Annotated in this window: 18 protein-coding genes; 6 read left to right on the top strand and 12 right to left on the bottom strand. The window is 72.8% G+C overall.

What is annotated here, in order from left to right; all coding sequences use genetic code 11:
• Positions 1 to 239: 239 nt before the first annotated feature.
• Together AB0C21_RS23725 and AB0C21_RS23720 are read left to right on the top strand one after the other, a co-directional pair.
• Positions 240 to 1,574, top strand: a complete 1,335-nt coding sequence (locus tag AB0C21_RS23725; protein WP_500206952.1) for a UDP-glucose dehydrogenase family protein — start codon at positions 240 to 242, stop codon at positions 1,572 to 1,574.
• 39 nt (positions 1,575 to 1,613) lie between these two features.
• Positions 1,614 to 2,033, top strand: a complete 420-nt coding sequence (locus AB0C21_RS23720; protein ID WP_149259091.1) for a CoA-binding protein — start codon at positions 1,614 to 1,616, stop codon at positions 2,031 to 2,033.
• A gap of 45 nt (positions 2,034 to 2,078) precedes the next feature.
• Here the strand turns inward: AB0C21_RS23720 and purE are convergent, their stop codons facing one another.
• Positions 2,079 to 2,546: a 5-(carboxyamino)imidazole ribonucleotide mutase gene (gene purE, locus AB0C21_RS23715; protein WP_149259553.1), complete on the bottom strand. Its 468-nt coding sequence runs from the start codon at positions 2,544 to 2,546 to the stop codon at positions 2,079 to 2,081.
• A 61-nt stretch (positions 2,547 to 2,607) separates the two neighbouring features.
• A complete protein-coding gene (locus tag AB0C21_RS23710; protein WP_149259552.1) occupies positions 2,608 to 3,768 on the bottom strand; it encodes a 5-(carboxyamino)imidazole ribonucleotide synthase in 1,161 nt (386 codons plus the stop codon).
• Between the two features lie 217 nt (positions 3,769 to 3,985).
• Here AB0C21_RS23710 and AB0C21_RS23705 point away from each other — a divergent pair, with 217 nt between their 5' ends.
• The gene (locus AB0C21_RS23705) at positions 3,986 to 4,603 is read left to right on the top strand and encodes a GtrA family protein (protein WP_353821582.1); all 618 of its coding nucleotides are present in this window, start codon (positions 3,986 to 3,988) and stop codon (positions 4,601 to 4,603) included.
• A 50-nt stretch (positions 4,604 to 4,653) separates the two neighbouring features.
• Here the strand turns inward: AB0C21_RS23705 and AB0C21_RS23700 are convergent, their stop codons facing one another.
• From AB0C21_RS23700 to glgX, 5 genes are all read right to left on the bottom strand, one after another.
• Complete coding sequence (locus tag AB0C21_RS23700; RefSeq protein WP_500206950.1) at positions 4,654 to 5,925, bottom strand: ATP-binding protein; 1,272 nt, start codon at positions 5,923 to 5,925, stop codon at positions 4,654 to 4,656.
• A gap of 108 nt (positions 5,926 to 6,033) precedes the next feature.
• On the bottom strand, positions 6,034 to 6,705 hold the full coding sequence (locus AB0C21_RS23695; RefSeq protein ID WP_019629095.1) for a response regulator transcription factor: 672 nt from the start codon (positions 6,703 to 6,705) through the stop codon (positions 6,034 to 6,036).
• A gap of 119 nt (positions 6,706 to 6,824) precedes the next feature.
• The gene (gene treZ / locus AB0C21_RS23690) at positions 6,825 to 8,666 is read right to left on the bottom strand and encodes a malto-oligosyltrehalose trehalohydrolase (RefSeq protein WP_500206948.1); all 1,842 of its coding nucleotides are present in this window, start codon (positions 8,664 to 8,666) and stop codon (positions 6,825 to 6,827) included.
• Complete coding sequence (gene treY / locus AB0C21_RS23685; protein WP_500206947.1) at positions 8,663 to 11,086, bottom strand: malto-oligosyltrehalose synthase; 2,424 nt, start codon at positions 11,084 to 11,086, stop codon at positions 8,663 to 8,665. The genes treZ and treY overlap by 4 nt, the downstream gene beginning before the upstream one ends.
• A 14-nt stretch (positions 11,087 to 11,100) precedes the next feature.
• Complete coding sequence (glgX, locus tag AB0C21_RS23680; protein ID WP_500206945.1) at positions 11,101 to 13,266, bottom strand: glycogen debranching protein GlgX; 2,166 nt, start codon at positions 13,264 to 13,266, stop codon at positions 11,101 to 11,103.
• 250 nt (positions 13,267 to 13,516) lie between these two features.
• On the opposite strand from glgX, the gene AB0C21_RS23675 reads away from it, so the two are divergent.
• Together AB0C21_RS23675 and bfr are read left to right on the top strand one after the other, a co-directional pair.
• A complete protein-coding gene (locus tag AB0C21_RS23675; protein WP_500206944.1) occupies positions 13,517 to 13,828 on the top strand; it encodes a (2Fe-2S)-binding protein in 312 nt (103 codons plus the stop codon).
• A gap of 119 nt (positions 13,829 to 13,947) precedes the next feature.
• Positions 13,948 to 14,445 carry a bacterioferritin gene (gene bfr, locus AB0C21_RS23670; protein WP_500206942.1) on the top strand — a complete coding sequence of 166 codons (498 nt, stop codon included), beginning with the start codon at positions 13,948 to 13,950 and terminating at the stop codon, positions 14,443 to 14,445.
• 3 nt (positions 14,446 to 14,448) lie between these two features.
• On the opposite strand, the gene AB0C21_RS23665 is transcribed toward bfr, so the two are convergent.
• Together AB0C21_RS23665 and AB0C21_RS23660 are read right to left on the bottom strand one after the other, a co-directional pair.
• A complete protein-coding gene (locus AB0C21_RS23665; RefSeq protein WP_149259085.1) occupies positions 14,449 to 15,456 on the bottom strand; it encodes an adenylate/guanylate cyclase domain-containing protein in 1,008 nt (335 codons plus the stop codon).
• 123 nt (positions 15,457 to 15,579) lie between these two features.
• Complete coding sequence (locus tag AB0C21_RS23660; protein ID WP_353821576.1) at positions 15,580 to 16,440, bottom strand: biotin--[acetyl-CoA-carboxylase] ligase; 861 nt, start codon at positions 16,438 to 16,440, stop codon at positions 15,580 to 15,582.
• A gap of 95 nt (positions 16,441 to 16,535) precedes the next feature.
• Here AB0C21_RS23660 and AB0C21_RS23655 point away from each other — a divergent pair, with 95 nt between their 5' ends.
• On the top strand, positions 16,536 to 17,309 hold the full coding sequence (locus AB0C21_RS23655; RefSeq protein ID WP_500206940.1) for an enoyl-CoA hydratase/isomerase family protein: 774 nt from the start codon (positions 16,536 to 16,538) through the stop codon (positions 17,307 to 17,309).
• Here the strand turns inward: AB0C21_RS23655 and AB0C21_RS23650 are convergent.
• The 3 genes from AB0C21_RS23650 to AB0C21_RS23640 form a co-directional block, all read right to left on the bottom strand.
• Positions 17,306 to 18,037, bottom strand: coding sequence for a DUF899 family protein (locus AB0C21_RS23650; protein WP_500206939.1), 732 nt, complete (start codon positions 18,035 to 18,037; stop codon positions 17,306 to 17,308). The genes AB0C21_RS23655 and AB0C21_RS23650 overlap by 4 nt on opposite strands.
• 90 nt (positions 18,038 to 18,127) lie before the next feature.
• On the bottom strand, positions 18,128 to 19,342 hold the full coding sequence (locus AB0C21_RS23645; RefSeq protein WP_500206937.1) for an RNA polymerase sigma factor: 1,215 nt from the start codon (positions 19,340 to 19,342) through the stop codon (positions 18,128 to 18,130).
• On the bottom strand, positions 19,339 to 19,674 hold the full coding sequence (locus tag AB0C21_RS23640; protein ID WP_353821572.1) for a YciI family protein: 336 nt from the start codon (positions 19,672 to 19,674) through the stop codon (positions 19,339 to 19,341). Before AB0C21_RS23640 ends, AB0C21_RS23645 begins: the two co-directional genes overlap by 4 nt.
• Between the last annotated feature and the right edge of the window lie 22 nt (positions 19,675 to 19,696).

Genomic DNA, 19,696 nt, shown 5'->3' with positions numbered 1-19,696 from the left:
GGGAACCGCGACTCCTCGTCCACCTCCGCCGCGAAAGGAGCGATCTTGGCCTCGGCCAGCTCACGCACCGTACGCCGCAGCAGCTCATGCTCCTCGGACGGCGCGTACGTGGGAAAGTCAGCACTCATGCCGCAGATGCTACCGGCCAGTAGGCAGTGGCGGCCGACGCAGGTACCCGCCCGCAGCGGGCACGTAAGTAGGGCCGCTCGTCGGCCAGAGCGAACGGAGAGGAGCAGGCCTTGTCCTACCGGCTGACGGTCATCGGAACCGGTTACCTCGGCGCCACCCACGCGGCGTGCATGGCCGACCTCGGCTTCGAGGTCCTCGGACTCGACGTGGACGCGGAGAAGATCGCGCGGCTCTCGGCCGGCGACCTCCCCGTGTACGAGCCGGGGCTCGAGCCCGTGCTGCGCCGGGGGCTGGAGACCGGGCGGCTGCGCTTCACCACGTCCTACGAGGAGGTCGCGGAGTTCGGCGACGTCCACTTCCTGTGCGTCGGCACCCCGCAGAAGGCCGGGGAGTACGCCGCCGACCTGACCTACGTCGACGACGCGATCGCGTCGCTGGCGCCGCTGCTGGAGCGGCCCTGCCTGGTCGTCGGCAAGTCGACCGTGCCGGTCGGGACGGCCGCGCGGCTGGGCGAGGCGCTCGCCAAGGCGGCGCCGGTGGGCGGGGACGCCGTGCTCGCGTGGAACCCCGAGTTCCTGCGCGAGGGCTTCGCCGTCCAGGACACCCTGCACCCCGACCGGATCGTGGCCGGGCTGCCCGCCGACCAGGGCGCCGCCGAGCACGCCGAGAAGGTGCTCCGCGAGATCTACCGGACGATGATCGCCGAGGGGGTGCCCTTCATCACGGCCGACTTCCCCACCGCCGAGCTGGTCAAGGTGTCGGCGAACGCGTTCCTCGCCACCAAGATCTCCTTCATCAACGCGATGGCCGAGGTGTGCGAGGCCGCGCACGCGGACGTGACGAAGCTCTCGGAGGCGCTGTCCTACGACGACCGGATCGGCGGGAAGTTCCTGGGCCCGGGGCTGGGGTTCGGCGGCGGCTGCCTGCCGAAGGACATCCGGGCGTTCATGGCCCGGGCGGGCGAGCTCGGCGCCGACCAGGCGCTCACCTTCCTGCGCGAGGTCGACGAGATCAACATCCGCCGCCGGATCCGGATGGTGGACCTCGCCCGGCAGCTGCTCGGCGGCTCCTTCGCCGGCCGGACGGTCGGCGTCCTCGGCGCCGCGTTCAAGCCCAACTCCGACGACGTGCGCGACTCCCCCGCGCTTGACGTGGCCGCGTCCATCCGCGCCCAGGGCGCCAGGGTGACCGTCTACGACCCGCAGGCCATGCGGAACGCGCGCCGCGCCCACCCGACGCTGGAGTACGGCGACTCGGCGATGTCCGCCGTCCGGGACGCGCACGCCGTCCTGCTGCTGACCGAGTGGGCGGAGTTCCGGGACATGAACCCCGCAACCGTCGCCGAGGCCGTCGCCGAGCGCAACATCGTGGACGGGCGCAACGCGCTCGACCCCGAGCGGTGGCGCGCGGCCGGGTGGAACTACCGGGCGCTGGGGCGTCCGTGACGGGGAACTAAAGCGGCCGGAGGCGGTGTTGTGGCGGGCATGAGCGCTGACTTCGCCGACCCGGACGTGATCACCCGCCTGCTGGACGAGTCGAGGACGTGGGCCTTCGTCGGGCTCGGGGACGCCCCGTCGCGGGAGGTCTACAACCAGGCCCGGCTGCTGCAGCGGCGCGGGAAGCGGATCATCCCGGTGCATCCGGAGGCGCGGGAGGTGCTCGGTGAGAAGGGGTACGCCTCCCTCGCCGACGTCCCGGACGCCTCCGAGGTGGACGTGGTGGGCGTCTACCGCCGCGCCGAGCACGCCGGGCAGGCGGTGGACGAGGCGATCGCGGCGGGCGCGAAGGCCGTGTGGCTGCCGCTCCAGGTGGTCGACGAGGCGGCGGCCCGGCGCGCCAGGGACGCCGGGCTCGACGTCGTCATGGACCGCTGCCCGGCCGTCGAGTGGTCCCTGCGCCACTGACGGCCCCGGGCGGGCCTCCGAGGCCCCGGCGGCGCCGGGGGTCCCTCAGAGCCGCTCTCGCAGCCGCGCGCCCTTCGCCTTGGCCTGACCGTAGAGGTCCTGCTGGAAGACCGTCATCTTGGCTCGCAGGTCCTCGTCGGAGGCGGCCAGGATCCGGACGGCCAGCAGCCCGGCGTTGCGGGCCGCGCCGACCGCGACCGTCGCGACCGGGACGCCCGCGGGCATCTGCACGATCGAGAGCAGCGAGTCCATGCCGTCCAGGTACTTCAGCGGGACGGGCACGCCGATCACCGGCAGCGGCGTCACCGACGCCAGCATGCCCGGCAGGTGCGCGGCGCCGCCCGCCCCCGCGATGATCACGCGGAGGCCGCGGGCCGCCGCGTCCTCCCCGTAGGCGATCATGTCGTGCGGCATGCGGTGCGCGGACACCACGTCGGCCTCGTAGGGGACGCCGAACTCCTCCAGCGCCTGGGCCGCGGCCTCCATCACGGGCCAGTCCGAGTCGCTGCCCATCACCACGCCGACGACCGGGGCGTTCACGCGTGCCTCCCGTTGATCTCGCTCACTGGTGTCCTCATCGCGCGCGGTCCTTCATGGCGGGACCCCACCGCAGGTAGTCGGCGGCGTGCCGGGCGCGCTCGCGGACCTCGGCGAGGTCGGCGCCGAGCGCGGTCACATGCCCGATCTTGCGTCCGGGGCGGGACTCCTTGCCGTACATGTGCACCTTGACGCCCGGGTCGTGGGCCATCACGTGGATGTAGCGGGGGTAGACCTCCGGGTCGTCGCCGCCGAGCACGTTGGCCATCACCGCGTACGGGGCGGTGGGCTCGGTGGAGCCGAGCGGCAGGTCGAGGACGGCCCGCAGGTGCTGCTCGAACTGCGAGGTCCGGGCGCCCTCGATCGTCCAGTGACCGGAGTTGTGCGGGCGCATGGCGAGCTCGTTCACCAGCAGCCCGCCCTCGGTCTCGAACAGCTCCACGGCGAGGAGGCCCACGACGCCCAGTTCCTCCGCGACGCGGAGGGCGAGGCTCTGCGCCTCGGCGGCCAGGTCCTTCGAGAGGCCGGGCGCGGGCGAGATCACCTCGACGCAGATCCCGCCCTCCTGGACGGTCTCCACGATCGGGTACGCGGCGCCCTGGCCGTAGGGGGAGCGCGCGACGAGCGCGGCCAGCTCGCGCCGGAAGGGGACGTGCTCCTCCACCAGGAGGTCGACGCCCTCGGCCTGCAGCCGGTCGGCGACGCGGGCCTCCTCCGGGTCGCCGGCCACCCAGACGCCCTTGCCGTCGTAGCCGCCGCGCGTGGACTTCAGGACCAGCGGCCAGCCGTGCTCGCGGCCGAACGCCTCCAGGAACGCCGCCGGGTCGGGCGACGGGACGGGCGCGTAGGCGGGGCAGGGGACGCCGAGGCCGCTCAGCCGCTCGCGCATGACGAGCTTGTCCTGGGCGTGCGCGAGCGCGGCCGACCCGGGCCGGCACGGGACGCCCGCGGCCTCCAGCTTCTGGATGTGCGGCCCCGGGACGTGCTCGTGGTCGAAGGTGACCACGTCGCAGCCCTGGGCGAAGGCCAGCAGATCGTCGAGGGCGCGGTCGTTGCCGACCCGCGCGTCCGAGACGACCTTGGCGGCCGAGTCGTCCGGCGCTCCGGCGAGCACGCGCAGCGGGACGCCGAGCGCGATCGCGGCCTGCTGGGTCATCCGGGCGAGCTGCCCGCCGCCCGCCATCCCGACCACGGGCATGTCACGAACCTTCACGTCGAAAGGCTATCGGGCGGCCGGGCCGAACGGATCACGCGGCGCCCGCGTCGAAGGTGTGTGGGACCCTCGGCAGTGGGCACGGGACAATGGGCACCGAACGGGGGGTGGCCGTGAAAGCTTCGTGTTCCAGCGTCCCAGGCGCCGCGGGCGTCTATCCTCGTTGTTCCTCCCCGCAAGCCCGGAAGGACGGATCCCCTTCGTGAGCCTGGTCGCCAAAATCCACCGGCGGTTCGCGCACCTCGTGCGGGAGCTGGCGCAGTTCGGCAGCGTGGGCGCCATCGCGTTCGTGATCACGTTCGCGATCGGCAACGGCCTGCACACCGGCATGGGGGTGGGCCCGCTCACGTCCAACGGCGTCGCCACGGTGATCGCGACGACGTTCTCCTACCTGGCGAACCGCTACTGGACGTTCCGGCACCGCGACCGCACCGGCCTCGGCCGCGAGTACGTGCTGTTCTTCGCGCTGAACGGCGTCGGACTGGTGATCACCGAGCTGTTCATCGGCTTCTCGCACTACGTCCTCGGCCTCGACGGCGCGGTGTTCTACAACCTCGCGCTGGTCGTCGGCACCGGGGTGGCGACCCTGTTCCGCTTCTGGTCGTACAAGAAGTGGGTGTTCCTGCCGGCGAGCGCCCCGCCCGTCGACCCGGCCTCCGGGCTGCCCGAGGCGCCCTCGGACGACCTCACCGGCGAGCCCGCCGCGGAGCCCGCCGCAGGGGGCCCCGGCGCGACCCGCGCGCCGGAGGGCGGTCCCGCCCCGGCGCCCCGGCTCCTGCACCCCCTCGACCGCGCCGCCGAGGACTACGCCGAGATCTGAGCTCCCGTCCCGGGCACCTGGCTTGAAGCGCGGGGCCCCGGCTTCCCGCGTCAGGCGGGCCCCATGACCACGCGTTCGGCGGCCAGGCGGACCTCTGCGGCCTGGCGCAGGAAGACCCCGAAGACCGCGGGCCGGGAGTGCAGGAGCTCAAGCCGCCCGCCGTCCACCACCGCCAGCGAGCGGGCGAGGTAGAGGCCGAGGCCGGTGCCGTGGCCGCCGGAGACGCTGCGCTCGAAGATGCGGGGCTCCAGCCCCGCCGGGATGCCCTCGCCCTCGTCGCCGACCTCGACCACCACCGAGCTCGCGCCCGGCTTGGTGTGGATGGTCACGGTGCCGGCGCCGTGCACGAGCGAGTTCTCCAGGAGCGTGGCGACGATCTGCGAGAAGCCCTCGGGGTGGGTCATGCCGACCAGGCCCTGCTCGCCGATGATCCGCACGTCCCGGCCGGCCTTGCGGAAGCTCGGCCGCCACTCCTCGACCTGCTGGGCGATGATCTCGTCGATCGGGGACGGGACGGCGCCGCCGGTCCGGTCGTGCCGGGCGCGGGCGAGCAGCTGCTCGACGACCGCGACGAGCCGCTCGGCCTGCGCGACCGCCGCCGCGCCCTCCTCCCGGACGACGTCGGGGTAGTCGGCGGCCTCGATCATCTCCTCCAGCCGCATGGACAGCGCGGTCAGCGGGGTGCGGAGCTGGTGGCTGGCGTCGGCCGCGAACTCGCGGCTGGCGACCAGCAGGTCGGTGATGCGGACGGCGCTGCGGTCCAGCACCTCGGCGACCCGGTCGACCTCGGGGATGCCGTAGCGGCGCGGGCGCGGCCGGGCGTTTCCGCTGCCGAGCCGGTCGGCGGTCTCGGCGAGGTCGACCAGCGGCAGCGTCAGCTTGCGGGCCTGCACCATCGCCAGGCCGACCGTGACGGCGACGCAGAGCAGGGCCAGGCTGCCGACCAGCAGGAGCAGCCGCAGCGCGGCGTCGCGGACCTGCGCCTCGGGGCGCGACACGCGCACCCTGACCCGGCCGTGGGTGGCGGTCGCCGACAGGACGCGCCCGCGCGCGGGCGGCCCGGCGGTGACGGTCCGGCCGTCCGGCAGTGTGATCGACACGTGCCGGCCCGGGTACTCCCGGGCGAGGACCGTGCCGGTGACGGGCTGGTGCGCCTCCAGGCTGTAGCCGACGCCGCCGGCGATGGAGGACGCCTCCCGGTCGAGCGACCGGCTGGCCTCCTCGTACACGAGCTTGTGGGCGGCGTAGGCGAGGGGTATGCCGAGCAGGAGCAGCGCGACCACCGCCACCGCGAGCGTCGACAGGAGCAGTCGGCGCCTCATGGGGGCTCCTTCGAGGGTTTCGAGGGTGGGGCCGCGGAGCGTGCGGCACTCGCCCCGGAGGCCTCTCGGGAAGGCCCCCGGCGTCCCGCACGACCGCGGCGGCCGGTGCTAGTCGCCGCGCTCGAACCGGAAGCCGACGCCCCGCACCGTGGTGATGTAGCGGGGACTGCCGGCGTCGTCGCCGAGCTTGCGGCGCAGCCAGGAAATATGCATGTCGAGGGTCTTCGTGGAACCCCACCAGTTGGTGTCCCACACCTCGCGCATGATCTGTTCGCGGGTCACGACCTTGCCCGCGTCGCGCACGAGGACGCGCAGCAGGTCGAACTCCTTGGTGGTGAGCTGCAACTCCTGGTCGCCCATCCAGGCGCGGCGCGACTCGGCGTCGATCCGCACGCCCTGGACGATCGGGGTCTCGGTGCTGCCCCGGCGCAGCAGGGCGCGCACCCGCGCGAGCAGCTCCGCCAGCCGGAACGGCTTGGTCACGTAGTCGTCGGCGCCGGCGTCCAGCCCGACGACGGTGTCGACCTCGTCGGCCCGGGCGGTCAGGATCAGGATGGGCACGCCGTGCCCTTCCGCCCGCACCCGGCGGGCCACCTCAAGGCCGTCCAGTTCGGGCAGGCCGAGATCAAGGACGATCAGGTCCACGCCGCCCCCGAGCGCCCGCTCCAGCGCCTGCGGGCCGTCGGGGCTGACTTCGACGGTGTACCCCTCGCGACGCAGCGCGCGGGCGAGAGGCTCGGAGATGGACGTGTCGTCCTCGGCGAGCAGTACTGAGGTCATGAACCGATCGTATGACCAAACTTGACCATTGCCCGGCTCCCGCCGCGCTCTTGACCTGCGGTTTGCCACTCGTAGTACAACAGCGAACACGGTTTTGCCGACGCGTCGCGGATGTGGCCCTAGTCACGTCCCCAGGCGGGGGCGGCCGCCAGGTCGAGGACGGCGGCCGAGGCGCCCGGCAGCGCCACCGCGACCGATCCGGAATCGCCGAAGTTGACCGATTCAATGCCAATCGCCGGATCCGAGGCGAGCAGGAGCCGCGGGGCCGGCCCGCCGGGACCGGGCATCGGGAGCAGGACGGACCCGTCGCCGAGGTTCGCCGCCACGCACACCGGGCCGCGCCGCAGGACCAGCGCGCGCACCGCCTCGCCCGCCGCCCCGCCGGCCTCCTCGCCGCCCGTCTCGCCATGCGTCTCGACCGTCACGGCGGTCAGCCGGGGGTCGTTCAACTCGGGCCGGGAGCGGCGCAGAGCGATCAGGTCGCGGTGCCATTCGAGCAGGTCGCGGTGCGGGGGCCGGTCCGGTTCGGCCCAGTCGAGGACCGAGCGCCGGAACGTGTCCACAGCCTGTGGATCGGGGACCTCGCCGCTCCAGCCGTGCCGGGAGAACTCGCGCCGCCGCCCCTCGCTGACCGCGCGCGCCAGTTCCGGATCCTGGTGGTCGGTGAAATAGCACCACGGGGTCGACGCGCCCCATTCCTCACCCATGAAGAGCATGGGCGTGAACGGTCCGAGCAGGAGCAGCGCCGCGCCGGCTTTCAGCAGCCCGGGGGACGGCACAAGGGCACCTATGCGGTCGCCCGCCGCGCGGTTGCCGACTTGGTCGTGGTTCTGCAGGAAGCCGAGGAATCTGTGCGCGGGCGTTTCCCTGACATTGACCGGGCGGCCGTGGTGCCGCCCCCGATAGGTCGACATGGTCCCGTCGTGGACGAAGGCCTTGGTGAAGGCCTTCTCCAGCGTTTCCAGGGAGCCGAAGTCGCAGTAATATCCCTGCCTCTCACCGGTGAGCGCGGCGTGCAGCGCGTGGTGGAAGTCGTCGCTCCATTGGGCGTCCAGACCGTATCCGCCGGCTTCCCGGGACGTCACCAGGCGCGGGTCGTTCAGGTCCGATTCGGCGATGAGGAAAAGCTCCCTGCCGAGGTGAGCGGAAAGCGCCGACACGGCGCGTCCCAGCTCTTCCAGGATGTGCACCGCACTGTGGTCGGTGAAGGCGTGGACGGCGTCGAGGCGCAGCCCGTCCAGGTGGTAGTCGCGCAGCCACATCAGCGCGTTCTGGACGACGAATGCGCGGACCTCGTCCGATCCCTCCTGGTCGAAGTTCACGGCGTCGCCCCAAGGCGTGGCGTGGGCGCTCGTGAAATACGGCCCGTAGCTTCCCAGGCGATTCCCGTCCGGCCCGAGGTGGTTGTAGACGACGTCCAGGACGACGGCCAGACCGCGGGCATGGGCGGCGTCCACGAAGCGTTTCAACCCGTCCGGGCCGCCGTAGGGCTCGTGCGGCGCCCATAGGTGCACCCCGTCGTAACCCCAGCCGTGCCGGCCGGGGAAGGACGCGACCGGCAGCAGTTCCACCGCGTCTATGCCGAGCGCCACCAGGTGGTCGAGACGCTCTATCGCCGCGTCGAACGTGCCCTCGGGCGTGAACGTCCCCACATGCATCTCGTAGAGGACGCTGCCGGCGAGCGGGCGGCCGTGCCAGTGCCGGTCGGTCCACGCGAACCGTCCGTGGTCGTAGAGGCGGCTGCGGCCGTGGACGCCCTCGGGCTGCCAGGGGGAACGCGGGTCGGGCAGCACTTCGTCGGCCCCGTCCAGGACGAACCCGTAGTCGGTCCCGTGGGAGGCGTCCGCGACCTCGGCCTCCCACCATCCCGAGGGCCGCGCCTCCATGGGGTGCCGGGCGCCGCCGGCCACGACGTCCACGCGGCCGGCGGCGGGTGCCCACACCTCGAAACGGGCGCTCACCGATCGATCTCCCGGGGGACGAGCAGCGCGACGGGAAGGTGCTCGAACAGGCGCGAGGCGTCCAGGATCGGGCCCATGTGCGTGCAGCCCGTCAGGACGTCCCGCCAGCCCTGGCGGCGCACGTCCACGCGCGTTCCCTTCCAGCCGCCGCGGCGCTCCAGGCCCACGGGGAGCCGGGTGGCGAGCGCGACGGCCTCGCCCCGGGCGAACCCCACGACGTGCTCGGCGGCGGGCCCGCGCGCGGTGACCGGCTCGTGCCGGGAGCCGGGGCCGAACCACTCCGGATGGGACCGGCGCAGCCGCAGCACCCGCGACGTGACCAGCAGCTTCTCGTCGTCGACCTCCTTCGGCTGCCGGCCGGTGTCGAGCCGGAACAGGTGCTCGCGGCGCCGCCCGTAGTCGACGGGCCGCCGGTTGTCGGGGTCGACCAGCGACAGGCCGGTCATCTCGCAGCCCTGGTAGACGTCGGGGACGCCCGGCATCGCCAGCTGGACGAGCTTCTGGCCGAGCGTGTTCACGCGGGCGTAGGGGGCCAGCTTCGCGACGAACGACGTCATGTCGGTCACGAGGTCGGCGTCGGCCAGGACGCCGCGCGCGTACTCCAAAACGGCCTGCTCGTACTCGGGATCCTGATCGGCCCAGGAGGTGCGCGTCTTGGCCTCCCGCATCGCCTTGGTGAGGAACTCCTCCAGCCTGCCGCTGGTGAGCGGCCAGGCACCCACGAGCGTCTGCCAGAGCAGGTACTCCAGGTCCGGCTCCAGGGGAGATGTGCCGGGACCCCAGTCACGCCACCGCTCCACGGCTTCGACCCACTCGCCGGGCAGTTCCGACAGCACGGCCAGCCAGGCGCGCACGTCCTCCTCGCGCTTGGTGTCGTGCGTGGAGAGCGTGGTCATCGTCAACGGCCAGTCGCGGGCGAGCCGTATGCAGAACGCGTGGAACTCCGGCTCGCCGACGCTGAACCGGCCTGGCGCCCCGCCGACCTCGTTCAGGGCGGCCATGCGGTTCCACCGGTAGAACGCCGTGTCCTCCACGCCCTTGGCGGCCAGCGGAGACGACGTCTGCTGGAACCGGACGATGAACTCGGCGTCGGTGCGCTCGCCGCGTCCGAGGGCCAGGTCCACGATGGTTTCCAGGTCGCCGTGCATGTCCTCTGGCAAGTGCGCGCGTGCGCGGCGGGCGGCCTCGTCCACGACGTCCACGGCCTGCTGGGGTGCGTCCTCCCCAGGCACGACGTACGCGCGGTAGACGGGCATGGCGACCAGCAGTTCGACCAGGGCCCGCTCCAGGCCGGGGCGGCGCTCGCCCACCACCCGGTGAAGGACGCGCTGGAGCCGCTCGATCTCGGGCTTGAGGCTGTGCGTCGCGGCGTGCATCCGGGCGTCGCGCTCGACCTCCTCGAAGGAGGCCGGGTTGCCCGTGAGCGACACGTAGTAGTCGGTCAGCGGCTTCTCCCCGGCCGGGTCGACGAACAGCCCGCCGATCATGCCGAGCGCGTCGTAGCCGGTGGTGCCCGCGCACGGCCAGTCCGCCGGCAGCCGCTCCTCCCCCTCGGTGATCTTCTCGACGAGCAGCCGGCGGCCCGGGGCGGCCTCGGCGAGCCGCCGCAGGTAGCCGCGCGGGTCGGCGAGCCCGTCGGGGTGGTCGATGCGCAGCCCGTCCACCAGGCCGTCCCGGACCAGGCTCAGCAGCAGCGCGTGCGTGCGCTCGAAGACCTCCGCGTCCTCCTGCCGCAGCCCGATCAGGCCGGAGATGTCGAAGAAGCGGCGGTAGTTGGGCTCGCCCTCGCCGGGCGGCACGATCCGCCCGCCGCCCGCCTCCCAGTCGACGTCGAACCAGCGGGCGAACCGCGACCGCGGCCCCTCCGCCAGGACGTCCGCGAACGGCAGGTTCAGCTCGGGCGGCTCAGGGATCGCCATGTGGTTCGGGACGACGTCCACCAGCACCCGGAGCCCGTGCGCCCGGAACCGGGTCGCCATGGCCCCGAACGCCTCGGGACCGCCGAGCTCCTCCGACAGCCGGGAGTGGTCGACGACGTCGTAGCCGTGCGTGGAGCCAGGCGCGGCCTGCAGGATCGGCGACAGGTAGACGTGCGACACGCCGAGGGCCGCCAGGTAGGGGGCCAGCGCGGCGGCCTCGGCGAATCCGAAGTGCTCCTCGGGCGTCCCGCGGAGCTGGAGGCGGTAGGTGCCGGTCGGCGGCACGGGGAGGGCGTCCTCCTCGGGGACGGGTCTGTCGGCCTGTTCGGGTCTGTCCGCCCTTTCGGGCATGTGGTCCTCGGACACGGTTTCCTCGGGGGGTTCGGCGGCGGGAAGCGGTTCCTCGGGGACGGGCTCGGCCTGCGTGTGGGCGTCCGCCTGCGCGGCGTCCGCCTGCCTGAGGTCTACCCACGCGGGTGCTGTCTGCGCGTCGTCGTCCATCTGCCCGTCCTGCCTCAGAGCCGGCGGATGACCTGGACGGAGCGAGCGGCGACCGGCACGTTCTCGCGGGCCTTCACGACGGGCGACTCCTCCTCGGCGAGCAGCGGATCGGCGGTGTCCAGCACCTTCATCCACATCTGCCCGTAACGCGCGGGCGGAAGCGTGAACGGCAGGTCCCCCTCGTGGGCGTTGAACAGCAGCAGGAACGAGTCGTCCCTGACCTGCCGTCCGCGCCGGTCCGGCTCCCCTATCGCGTCGCCGTTCAGGAACACGGTCAGCGACTTGTTGAACCCTGCGGACCAGTCCTCGTCGGTCATCTCCACTCCGCCGGGGGTGAACCACACGAGGTCGGGCAGGTCCTCGGGCCGCGTCCCCGCGCGGGTGCGCCTGGAGCCCTCGACGCCGCCGCTGAAGAAGCGCCGCCGGCGGAACACCGGGTGCTCGGTCCGCAGCTCGGAGAGGCGGCGGACGAAGTCGAGCAGCGGGCCGCGCTCGTCGAAGAACGTCTCGTCGCGCAGGCCCGTCCAGTCGACCCAGGACAGCTCGGTGTCCTGGCAGTAGGCGTTGTTGTTGCCGCTCTGCGTCCGGCCGATCTCGTCGCCGTGCAGGAGCATCGGCACGCCCTGCGACAGGAACAGCGTGGCCAGGAAGTTGCGCTTCTGCCGCTCGCGCAACGAGATGATCTCCAGATCGTCCGTCGCGCCCTCGTGGCCGCAGTTCCACGACCGGTTGTCGTCGGTGCCGTCGCGGTTGCCCTCCCCGTTGGCCTCGTTGTGCTTGCCGTCGTAGGAGACCAGGTCGTGCAGCGTGAAGCCGTCATGGCACGTCACGAAGTTGATCGAGGCGAGCGGGCGGCGGCCGTCGTCGGCGTACAGGTCGGACGAGCCCGTCAGCCGGGACGCGAAGTCGGGCAGCGCGCCCGGCTGCCCGCGCCAGTAGTCGCGCGTCGTGTCGCGGTACTGGCCGTTCCACTCCGTCCACAGCGGCGGGAAGTTGCCGACCTGGTAGCCGCCCTCGCCCACGTCCCACGGCTCGGCGATCAGCTTGACCTGCGAGACCACCGGGTCCTGCTGGACGAGGTCGAAGAACGCCGACAGCCGGTCCACCGCGTGCAGTTCGCGGGCCAGCGTCGCGGCGAGGTCGAAGCGGAACCCGTCCACGTGCATCTCGGTCACCCAGTACCGCAGCGAGTCCATGATCAGCTGCAGGACGTGCGGGCTGCGCATCAGCAGGCTGTTGCCGGTGCCCGTGGTGTCCATGTAGTAGCGGGGGTCGTCCTCCGTGAGCCGGTAGTACGAGGCGTTGTCGATGCCGCGGAACGACAGCGTCGGCCCGAGGTGGTTGCCCTCGGCGGTGTGGTTGTAGACGACGTCCAGGATCACCTCGATCCCGGCCTCGTGCAGCGACTTCACCATCGCCTTGAACTCCAGCACCTGCTCGCCGCGCTGCCCGGACGAGGAGTACTCGTTGTGCGGCGCGAAGAAGCCGATGGTGTTGTAGCCCCAGTAGTTGCGCAGCCCGCGGCTCGTCAGCGCGTCGTCGTGGACGAACTGGTGGACGGGCATCAGCTCCACCGCCGTCACCCCGATCGAGCGCAGGTGATCGGTGATCACGGGGTGGCCGAGCGCCGCGTAGGTGCCGCGCAGCGCGGGCGGGATGTCCGGATGCCGGGCGGTGAGCCCCTTGACGTGCGCCTCGTAGATCACCGTCTCGTGGTACGGGGTGCGGGGCGGGCGGTCGTCCCCCCAGTCGAAGTAGGGGCTGACGACCACCGACCGCATCGTGTGGGGCGCCGAGTCGGCGTCGTTGCGCGACCACGGGTCGCCGAAGTCGTAGCCGAAGCACGCCTCGTCCCAGTCGACCTGGCCCTCGACGGCCTGGGCGTAGGGGTCCAGCAGCAGCTTCGCGGGGTTGCAGCGCAGGCCGCGCGACGGGTCGTACGGGCCGTGCACCCGGAACCCGTACCGCCGCCCCGGCATGACGCCCGGCAGGTAGGCGTGCCACACGAAGGCGTCCACCTCCGGCAGCGTCAGCCGCGTCTCCTCACCGTCGCCCGCCGGGCCGTCGAACAGGCACAGCTCCACCTTCTCGGCCGCCTCGGAGAAGACGGCGAAGTTCGTCCCCGCGCCGTCGAACCGGGCCCCCAGGGGGTAGGCGTCACCCGGCCAAACCTGAGCCAATTGTTCCGCCCTTCGTAAGGGTGCGGCACCGGGGCGCCCGACCGCGCACGTACCGGGGGCCGCACCCGGGATGCCCTTCCCCCTGGGGGATAGATCACACCGATCGGGACCCCACTGGCCAGAACGGACATCGGTGCGTTACGTTAGGGGAGCCTAACCTTAATGAGGGCGCCCTTACCGGCCCCGGTCGGGCACGCTGCGAACAGGACGCCACGAGCAGGACGAGCCGCACGGAAGGTCTCCCACCGGAATGTACGTCTGCATCTGCAACGCCGTCACGGAGGACGACGTCCACGGCTGCATGGCGAGCGGTTGCACGACCGCCAAGGCCGTCAAGGCGGCCTGCGGATTCAAGCCCGGCTGCGGCCTGTGCACCAAGCGCATCCACACGATGGTCAGCGAGTACCGCGCCTCCGCGGCCCTCGCGGACGCCCTGAACGGCGGCCCGCACCCTCTCGCGGCCGTCCCCGAGGCGCCCCTCGAGGCCTCCCGGCTCCCGGAGCCCGCACAGGCCATGGGGCAGCGCGCCGACGGCGGCTCCGCGTCCTCGACCGCCGCCTGAGGCCCCCTTTCCGCCCTCCGGTCAGCACCCTGTTCCGCACGGTGCGTCACGAATCGGGCACGCACCGTGCGGGGTTCGGTACTGTCCCGGATCCGGTCCGGCATGGAAGCATGGGGGCCATGGAAGGCGACAACGACATCATCGCGCTGCTGAACGAGCAGCTCACCGCGGAGCTCACGGCGATCAACCAGTACTTCCTGCACTCCAAGATGCAGGAGAACTGGGGCTTCACCCGCATCGCCAAGCACACCCGCGACGAGTCCTTCGACGAGATGCGGCACGCGGAGCGGCTCACCGACCGGATCCTGTTCCTGGAGGGGCTGCCGAACTACCAGAAGCTCGGCACGCTGCGCATCGGGCAGACCATCGTCGAGCAGCTCAAGGCGGACCTGGAGATCGAGATGGAGGCCGTTGCCCGGCTGCGGCCCGGCATCGAGCTCATGCGCTCGCGCGGCGACGTCACCTCCGCACGGATCTTCGAGGACATCCTCGCCGACGAGGAGGAGCACATCGACTACCTGGAGACCGAGCTGAGCCTCGTCCAGGCCCTCGGCGAGCAGAACTACCTCCAGCGCCTCACCGACTCGCCCGGCGAGGGCGGCCCGAACCCCGTCTGAGGCCTACGGCGCCTGCCCGCCGCTCCTGCGCAGCACGTACGGCTGGACGATGCCGAGGCCGCGGACCGGGCGCCTGACGATCCGGGTGACCTCGTAGCCCGGCGCCTTCTCCAGGCACGCCGCCAACTCGGCGTCGATCACCACCGAACCCGGCCGGGCGAGGGAGGTGAGCCGGGCCGCGAGGTTCACGGTCGTGCCGAACACGTCGCCCATCAGCGGCAGGACGGGCCCGTGGGCGACGCCGACCCGCACGTCCGGGACCTCCGTCTCGTCCTGGATCGCCGACGCCACCGTCAGCGCGATCTCCGCGCCGACCTCCGGCGTCTCCGCGCTGAACAGCACCTCGTCGCCGAGCGTCTTCACCAGCCGGCCGCCGCAGGAGGCGATGATGTCGGCGGCGGTCTCCTCGAACCACTCCACCACCCGGGCGAGCTCGATCTCCTCCAGCTCCCGGCTGACCTGGGTGAAGGAGACCATGTCCGCGAAACCGACCGTGGTCATCGGCCGGCCCGCGGAATCGCCGTTCTCCCGGCTCGCCGCCGCGGCCAGCGCCCGCGTCCCGGCCGCCGCGAGCTGCCGCCGCCAGGCGTGCACCACCAGCGGCTCGAAGTCGCCGATGTGCTTCTCGGCGATGTCGACGACCGTGTCCACGGCCTGCGCGGACGGCGCGTCGTTCAGGTCCTGCGTCAGCATGCTGCGCAGGAGGTTGACCTGCCACTCGGCGAGCCGCGTCATCGTCTGGCCGAACGCCCGGACGAGCCGGATCACGCCGTCCTCGTCCAGGATCCCGTCGTCGACGAGCCTGCGGAGCCGGTCCAGCGCCGCCACGTCGCCCTCGGTGTAGGCGATCGTCTCGTCGGGCATCGACGGGTAGCCGAACGCGCGCCAGATCCGTCCGGCGAAGTCCCGGGAGACCCCGGACTGCCGGACGGCCTCGACGCGGTTGTACCGCAGCTCGCCTCCGAGCAGGAGCTCTTCGATCTCCTTCGGATCCGGCAATCCGGCCGCCATCATCCGCCCCTCAGTCCGCCGCCGCCATGGGCCGTGGCGCCGGCGTCGTGGATCGGTACCCGAACATATCGTCGCAGATCAGCATCAACTTCAGCGGCCGGATGGCGGATCGTCCCGTCCCGTTCATCGGACGTGCACCACATCTCCGGCGCTGACCGCGCGCTCGCCGCCCGGTCCGGCCACCACGAGCCGCCCCGTCTCGTCCACGTCCCGCGCCGTCCCGGCGAGCCGCTCGCCGCCGGGCAGCTCCACCCGGACCTCGCGGCCCAGGGTCGCGCACAGGTCGCGGTACGCGGTACGCAGCCCGCTGCTCTCCGGATCACCGTCGAGCGCCGTCCACTCCCGGTACCAGGTGGCGAACTCGCGGAGGATCGCGCGCAGCAGGGGCGCCCGGTCGCTGAGCGGCGCGCCCTCGATCGCGAGGGACGTCGCGGTCGGCACCGGCAGCTCGTCCTCGCGCAGCCCGACGTTCAGCCCGACCCCGACCACGAGGCCGCCGTCGACCATCTCGGCGAGGATCCCGGCGAGCTTGCGGTCCCCGACCAGCACGTCGTTCGGCCACTTCAGGCGCACGTCCACCGCGACGTCGCCGCCCTCCCCGAGGAACCCCTCCCCCGCCTGCGACCAGGCGGTCATCCGCCGGAGGGCGGTGGCGACCGCCACCCCCGTCAGCAGCGACGCCCAGGCGAACCGCGACTGCGGCACCCGCGGGCGCAGGAGCACGGAGAACGTCAGCCCGGACCGCGGCGGCGCCGTCCAGGTCCGGCCGAGCCGGCCGCGGCCGGCCGTCTGGAGCTCGGTGACCAGCACGGTCCCCTCCGGCGCGCCCTCCCGCGCCCGGTCGGCGAGGTCGGCGTTCGTGGAGCCGGTCTCCTCCACCACGCGGACGTCCCGCCACAGCCCGTCCTCCCGCACGAGCGCGCGCCGCAGCGCGGCCTCGTGCAGCGGCGGCCGGTCCAGGTCCCCATACCGTGAGTCGGTCACACCACCAATCCAACCCCATAACGAGTTCGATCTTGGGACCGGCATCCGGCCGCGGGGAACCCGCTCGTTAGGGTGCCCCATATGGAGGGTGTGACATGGATGGTGTGACGCTGCGGCGCGACGGGCACGTCGCGGAGATCGTGCTGGACCGGCCCGAGGCCCTCAACGCCCTGTCGACCGCGATGGCGCGGCGCCTCGCCGACGTGTGCGCCGAGGTCGCGGCGGACGCCTCGGTCCGCGCGGTGGTGCTCTCCGCCGCCGGTGAGAAGGCGTTCTGCGTGGGCGCCGACCTCAAGGAGCGCAACGCGATGACCGACGAGGAGATCCTCGCGCAGCGCCCCGTCTTCCGCGCCGCGTTCGGCGGCGTCCTGAACCTGCCGCAACCCGTCGTCGCCGCCGTGCACGGCTACGCCCTCGGCGGCGGCTGCGAGTTCGCGCTGTCCGCCGACATCATCGTCGCGGACGAGTCGGCCGTGTTCGGCCTCCCCGAGGTGAGCGTCGGCCTCGTCCCCGGCGGCGGCGGAACCCAGCTCGCGCTGCGCCGCCTCGGCCCCGGCAAGGCCGCCGACCTGGTGTTCACCGGCCGCCGCCTCGGCATCGAGGAGGCCCTCGCCTACGGCCTCGCCGACCGCAGGGTCCCCGCGGGCACCGCCCGCGAGGAGGCCCTCGGCATCGCCGAGGTGATCGCCCGCAACTCCCCCACCGCCGTCCGCGCCGCCAAACGCGCCATGCGCCTGGGCGGCGGCACCGCCCTGGACGCCGCCCTCGACCTCGAAGAGAACGCCTGGCGCACAGTCGCCTTCTCCGCAGACCGCCGCGAGGGAATCGCCGCCTTCAACGAAAAGCGAAAGCCCAACTGGCCGTCCTAGCCCAAGTCGTCGGGGTGGCCTTGGTTCAGGCGGGGCCATTGGGTGGTGGGGCGGCCGTTGGTGCTGGAGAAGCCGCCGTCTACGGAGCCGGCTCGGGGCCAGGCGGGGGGTGAGTCCTCCCAGTCTTCCTGGCGTCCGTAGACGGTGAGGTCCATCAGCGAGTAGGCGATGTCCATCGCCTCGACGCCACGGCCGTTCGTCCAGTACGTCTCGAACACGCGGTCGCCGTCACGCAGGTAGCACACCAGGTGGAACATGCCGACCTGGCGGCCGGTCAGCAGCGTCTCGGCGGAGTCCCGGGCGGAGTACCAGGGCATGTCCCAGCCCATGAAGTCGCGGTACCGGACGCTCTCCTCGTACGGGCCCTGGCAGAACGTCGCGTAGGTGATCCCGGCGGCGTGCAGGTTGGACAGCTCGCGGACCTGCCCGTTGAAGAACGTGCAGCCCGGGCACTGCTCGGCCGCGGGGCGGCCGGTGAACCACATCATGTAGTACGCGACCAGCTGCCGGCGGCCCTCGAACGTGTCGAGGAGCGTGACGGGGCCGTCAGGGCCGGTCAGCGGGGTCGAGGCGTCCACCTCCACCATCGGCAGGCGGCGGCGGGCCGCCGCGACCGCGTCCCCCGCGCGTGTGTGCGCCTTCTCCCGCACGCGGAGCGCGTCCAGTTCGGCCTGGAACGCGGCCCGGTCGACCACTTCGGGGGTCGGGAGCGTCGTGTCGGTGCTCATGGATCTTCCCTTCCTTCCGGTGGACCTTCACCCCACCGACGAAGGGCGCCCGCCCCGGATCGACATCGCCGCCGAGTTCTTTGGTGGAGATCAGAGCTCTTGGAGCCGTCCGGCGAGGTAGCGGCGCTCGGGCTCGGTCGGCGCCATTTCCAGCGCCTCCTCGTACGCCGCCTTGGCCTCGGCCTTGCGGCCTGCGCGGCGCAGCAGGTCGGCGCGGGTCGCGGGGAGCAGGTGGTATCCGTCCAGGCGTCCGGACGCCGCGAGTTCCTCGACCAGGGCGAGGCCGGACGGGATGCCCTCGGCCATCGCGACCGCCACGGCGCGGTTGAGGTCCACCACCGGGGACGGCGCCAGCCGGGCCAGCGCGCCGTACAGGGCCGCGATCTGCGGCCAGTCGGTGCTCGCCGTGTCCGGCGCGGTGGCATGGCAGGCGGCGATGGCGGCCTGCACCTGGTAGGGCCCGCCGCGCCGCAGGGCGAGCGCCCGGTCGAGCACGGCCACGCCCTCGCCGATGAGGTCCCGGTCCCAGCGGGAGCGGTCCTGGTCCTCCAGCGGGACGAGGACGCCGCCCTCCATGCGCGCGGGGCGGCGGGCCTCGTGCAGCAGCATCAGCGCGAGGAGGCCGCTCGGCTCGGGCTCGGACGGCATGAGCCGGACGAGCACGCGGGCCAGGTGGATCGCCTCGGCGTTCAGCGCCCGGCCCGGGTCCTCCTCGCCGTAGCCCTGATTGAAGATCAGGTAGAGGACCGCGAGGACGGCCGCGAGCCGTTCGGGGAGCTGCTCGGCGGGCGGCACCCGGTACGGGATGCCGGCCTCCTGGATCTTGCGCTTGGCCCGGACGAGGCGCTGCGCCATCGCGGGCTCGGCCGCCAGCAGCGCCCGGGCGATCTCGGCGGTGCTCAGCCCGGCCAGCGTGCGCAGGGTGAGCGCGACCCGGGCCGGGAACGGCAGCGCCGGATGGCAGCAGGTGAAGATCAGCCTGAGCCGCTCGTCCGGGATGTCCTCCTCCGCGGGCTCCCGCGCGCCGTCCGCCGCGACCAGGCGCAGCTTGGCCGCGCCCGCGGCGTCGCGGCGCAGCCGGTCGAGCGCGCGGTTGCGGGCCGCCGTCGTGAGCCACGCGCCCGGGCGGCGCGGGACGCCGTCGCGCGGCCAGGTCGCCAGCGCGGCGGCGAACGCGTCCTGCGCGCAGTCCTCGGCCAGGTCCCAGTCCCCGGTCGCCGCGATCAGCGTCGCGACGACCTGGCCCCACTCGTCCCGGTACGCCGCGTCGACCGCGGCGCGCACCGGGTCGCCGGGCGCGGTCACTCCCAGAGGGGGCGGATCTCGACGCTGCCCCGGCGCGCGTAGGGGTGCCCGGCGGCGATCCGGACCGCCTCGTCCAGGCCCGCGCACTCGATGACCATGAAGCCGCCGACGAAGTCCTTGGTCTCGGCGAACGGGCCGTCGGAGACCAGGGTCTCGCCGTCGCGGACGCGGACCGTGGTCGCCTCCGCCACCGGCCGCAGCCGCACGCCGAGCAGCTTGGCTCCGGTCCGCTCCAGATCGGCCAGCCATGCCCGGTGCGCCGGATCGGCCGCGATTTCCTCGTTGCTCGGCGACGCCGACTCGTCGTCGCAGATCAGCAGCCCGTACTTCATGCGCCTGATTCTGCCCCACCCG

It is taken from the genome of Spirillospora sp. NPDC049024, assembly GCF_040649235.1.
Taxonomy (GTDB): Bacteria; Actinomycetota; Actinomycetes; order Streptosporangiales; family Streptosporangiaceae; genus Spirillospora.
Note: the sequence above shows the minus strand (reverse complement) of the source record. Positions and strands in the feature narration are given on the sequence as shown.

Bases quoted from the DNA above. Each gene is read 5' to 3' on its own strand.
- AB0C21_RS23650 (WP_500206939.1), bottom strand. From the start codon at position 18,037: ATGAGCACCGACACGACGCTCCCGACCCCCGAAGTGGTCGACCGGGCC.
- AB0C21_RS23710 (WP_149259552.1), bottom strand. From the start codon at position 3,768: ATGCCCGTGGTCGGGATGGCGGGCGGCGGGCAGCTCGCCCGGATGACC.
- treY (WP_500206947.1), bottom strand. From the start codon at position 11,086: ATGGACGACGACGCGCAGACAGCACCCGCGTGGGTAGACCTCAGGCAG.
- bfr (WP_500206942.1), top strand. From the start codon at position 13,948: ATGGAAGGCGACAACGACATCATCGCGCTGCTGAACGAGCAGCTCACC.
- AB0C21_RS23665 (WP_149259085.1), bottom strand. From the start codon at position 15,456: ATGGCGGCCGGATTGCCGGATCCGAAGGAGATCGAAGAGCTCCTGCTC.
- AB0C21_RS23720 (WP_149259091.1), top strand. From the start codon at position 1,614: ATGAGCGCTGACTTCGCCGACCCGGACGTGATCACCCGCCTGCTGGAC.
- AB0C21_RS23695 (WP_019629095.1), bottom strand. From the start codon at position 6,705: ATGACCTCAGTACTGCTCGCCGAGGACGACACGTCCATCTCCGAGCCT.
- AB0C21_RS23700 (WP_500206950.1), bottom strand. From the start codon at position 5,925: ATGAGGCGCCGACTGCTCCTGTCGACGCTCGCGGTGGCGGTGGTCGCG.
- AB0C21_RS23640 (WP_353821572.1), bottom strand. From the start codon at position 19,674: ATGAAGTACGGGCTGCTGATCTGCGACGACGAGTCGGCGTCGCCGAGC.
- AB0C21_RS23655 (WP_500206940.1), top strand. From the start codon at position 16,536: ATGGATGGTGTGACGCTGCGGCGCGACGGGCACGTCGCGGAGATCGTG.
- AB0C21_RS23675 (WP_500206944.1), top strand. From the start codon at position 13,517: ATGTACGTCTGCATCTGCAACGCCGTCACGGAGGACGACGTCCACGGC.
- purE (WP_149259553.1), bottom strand. From the start codon at position 2,546: ATGGGCAGCGACTCGGACTGGCCCGTGATGGAGGCCGCGGCCCAGGCG.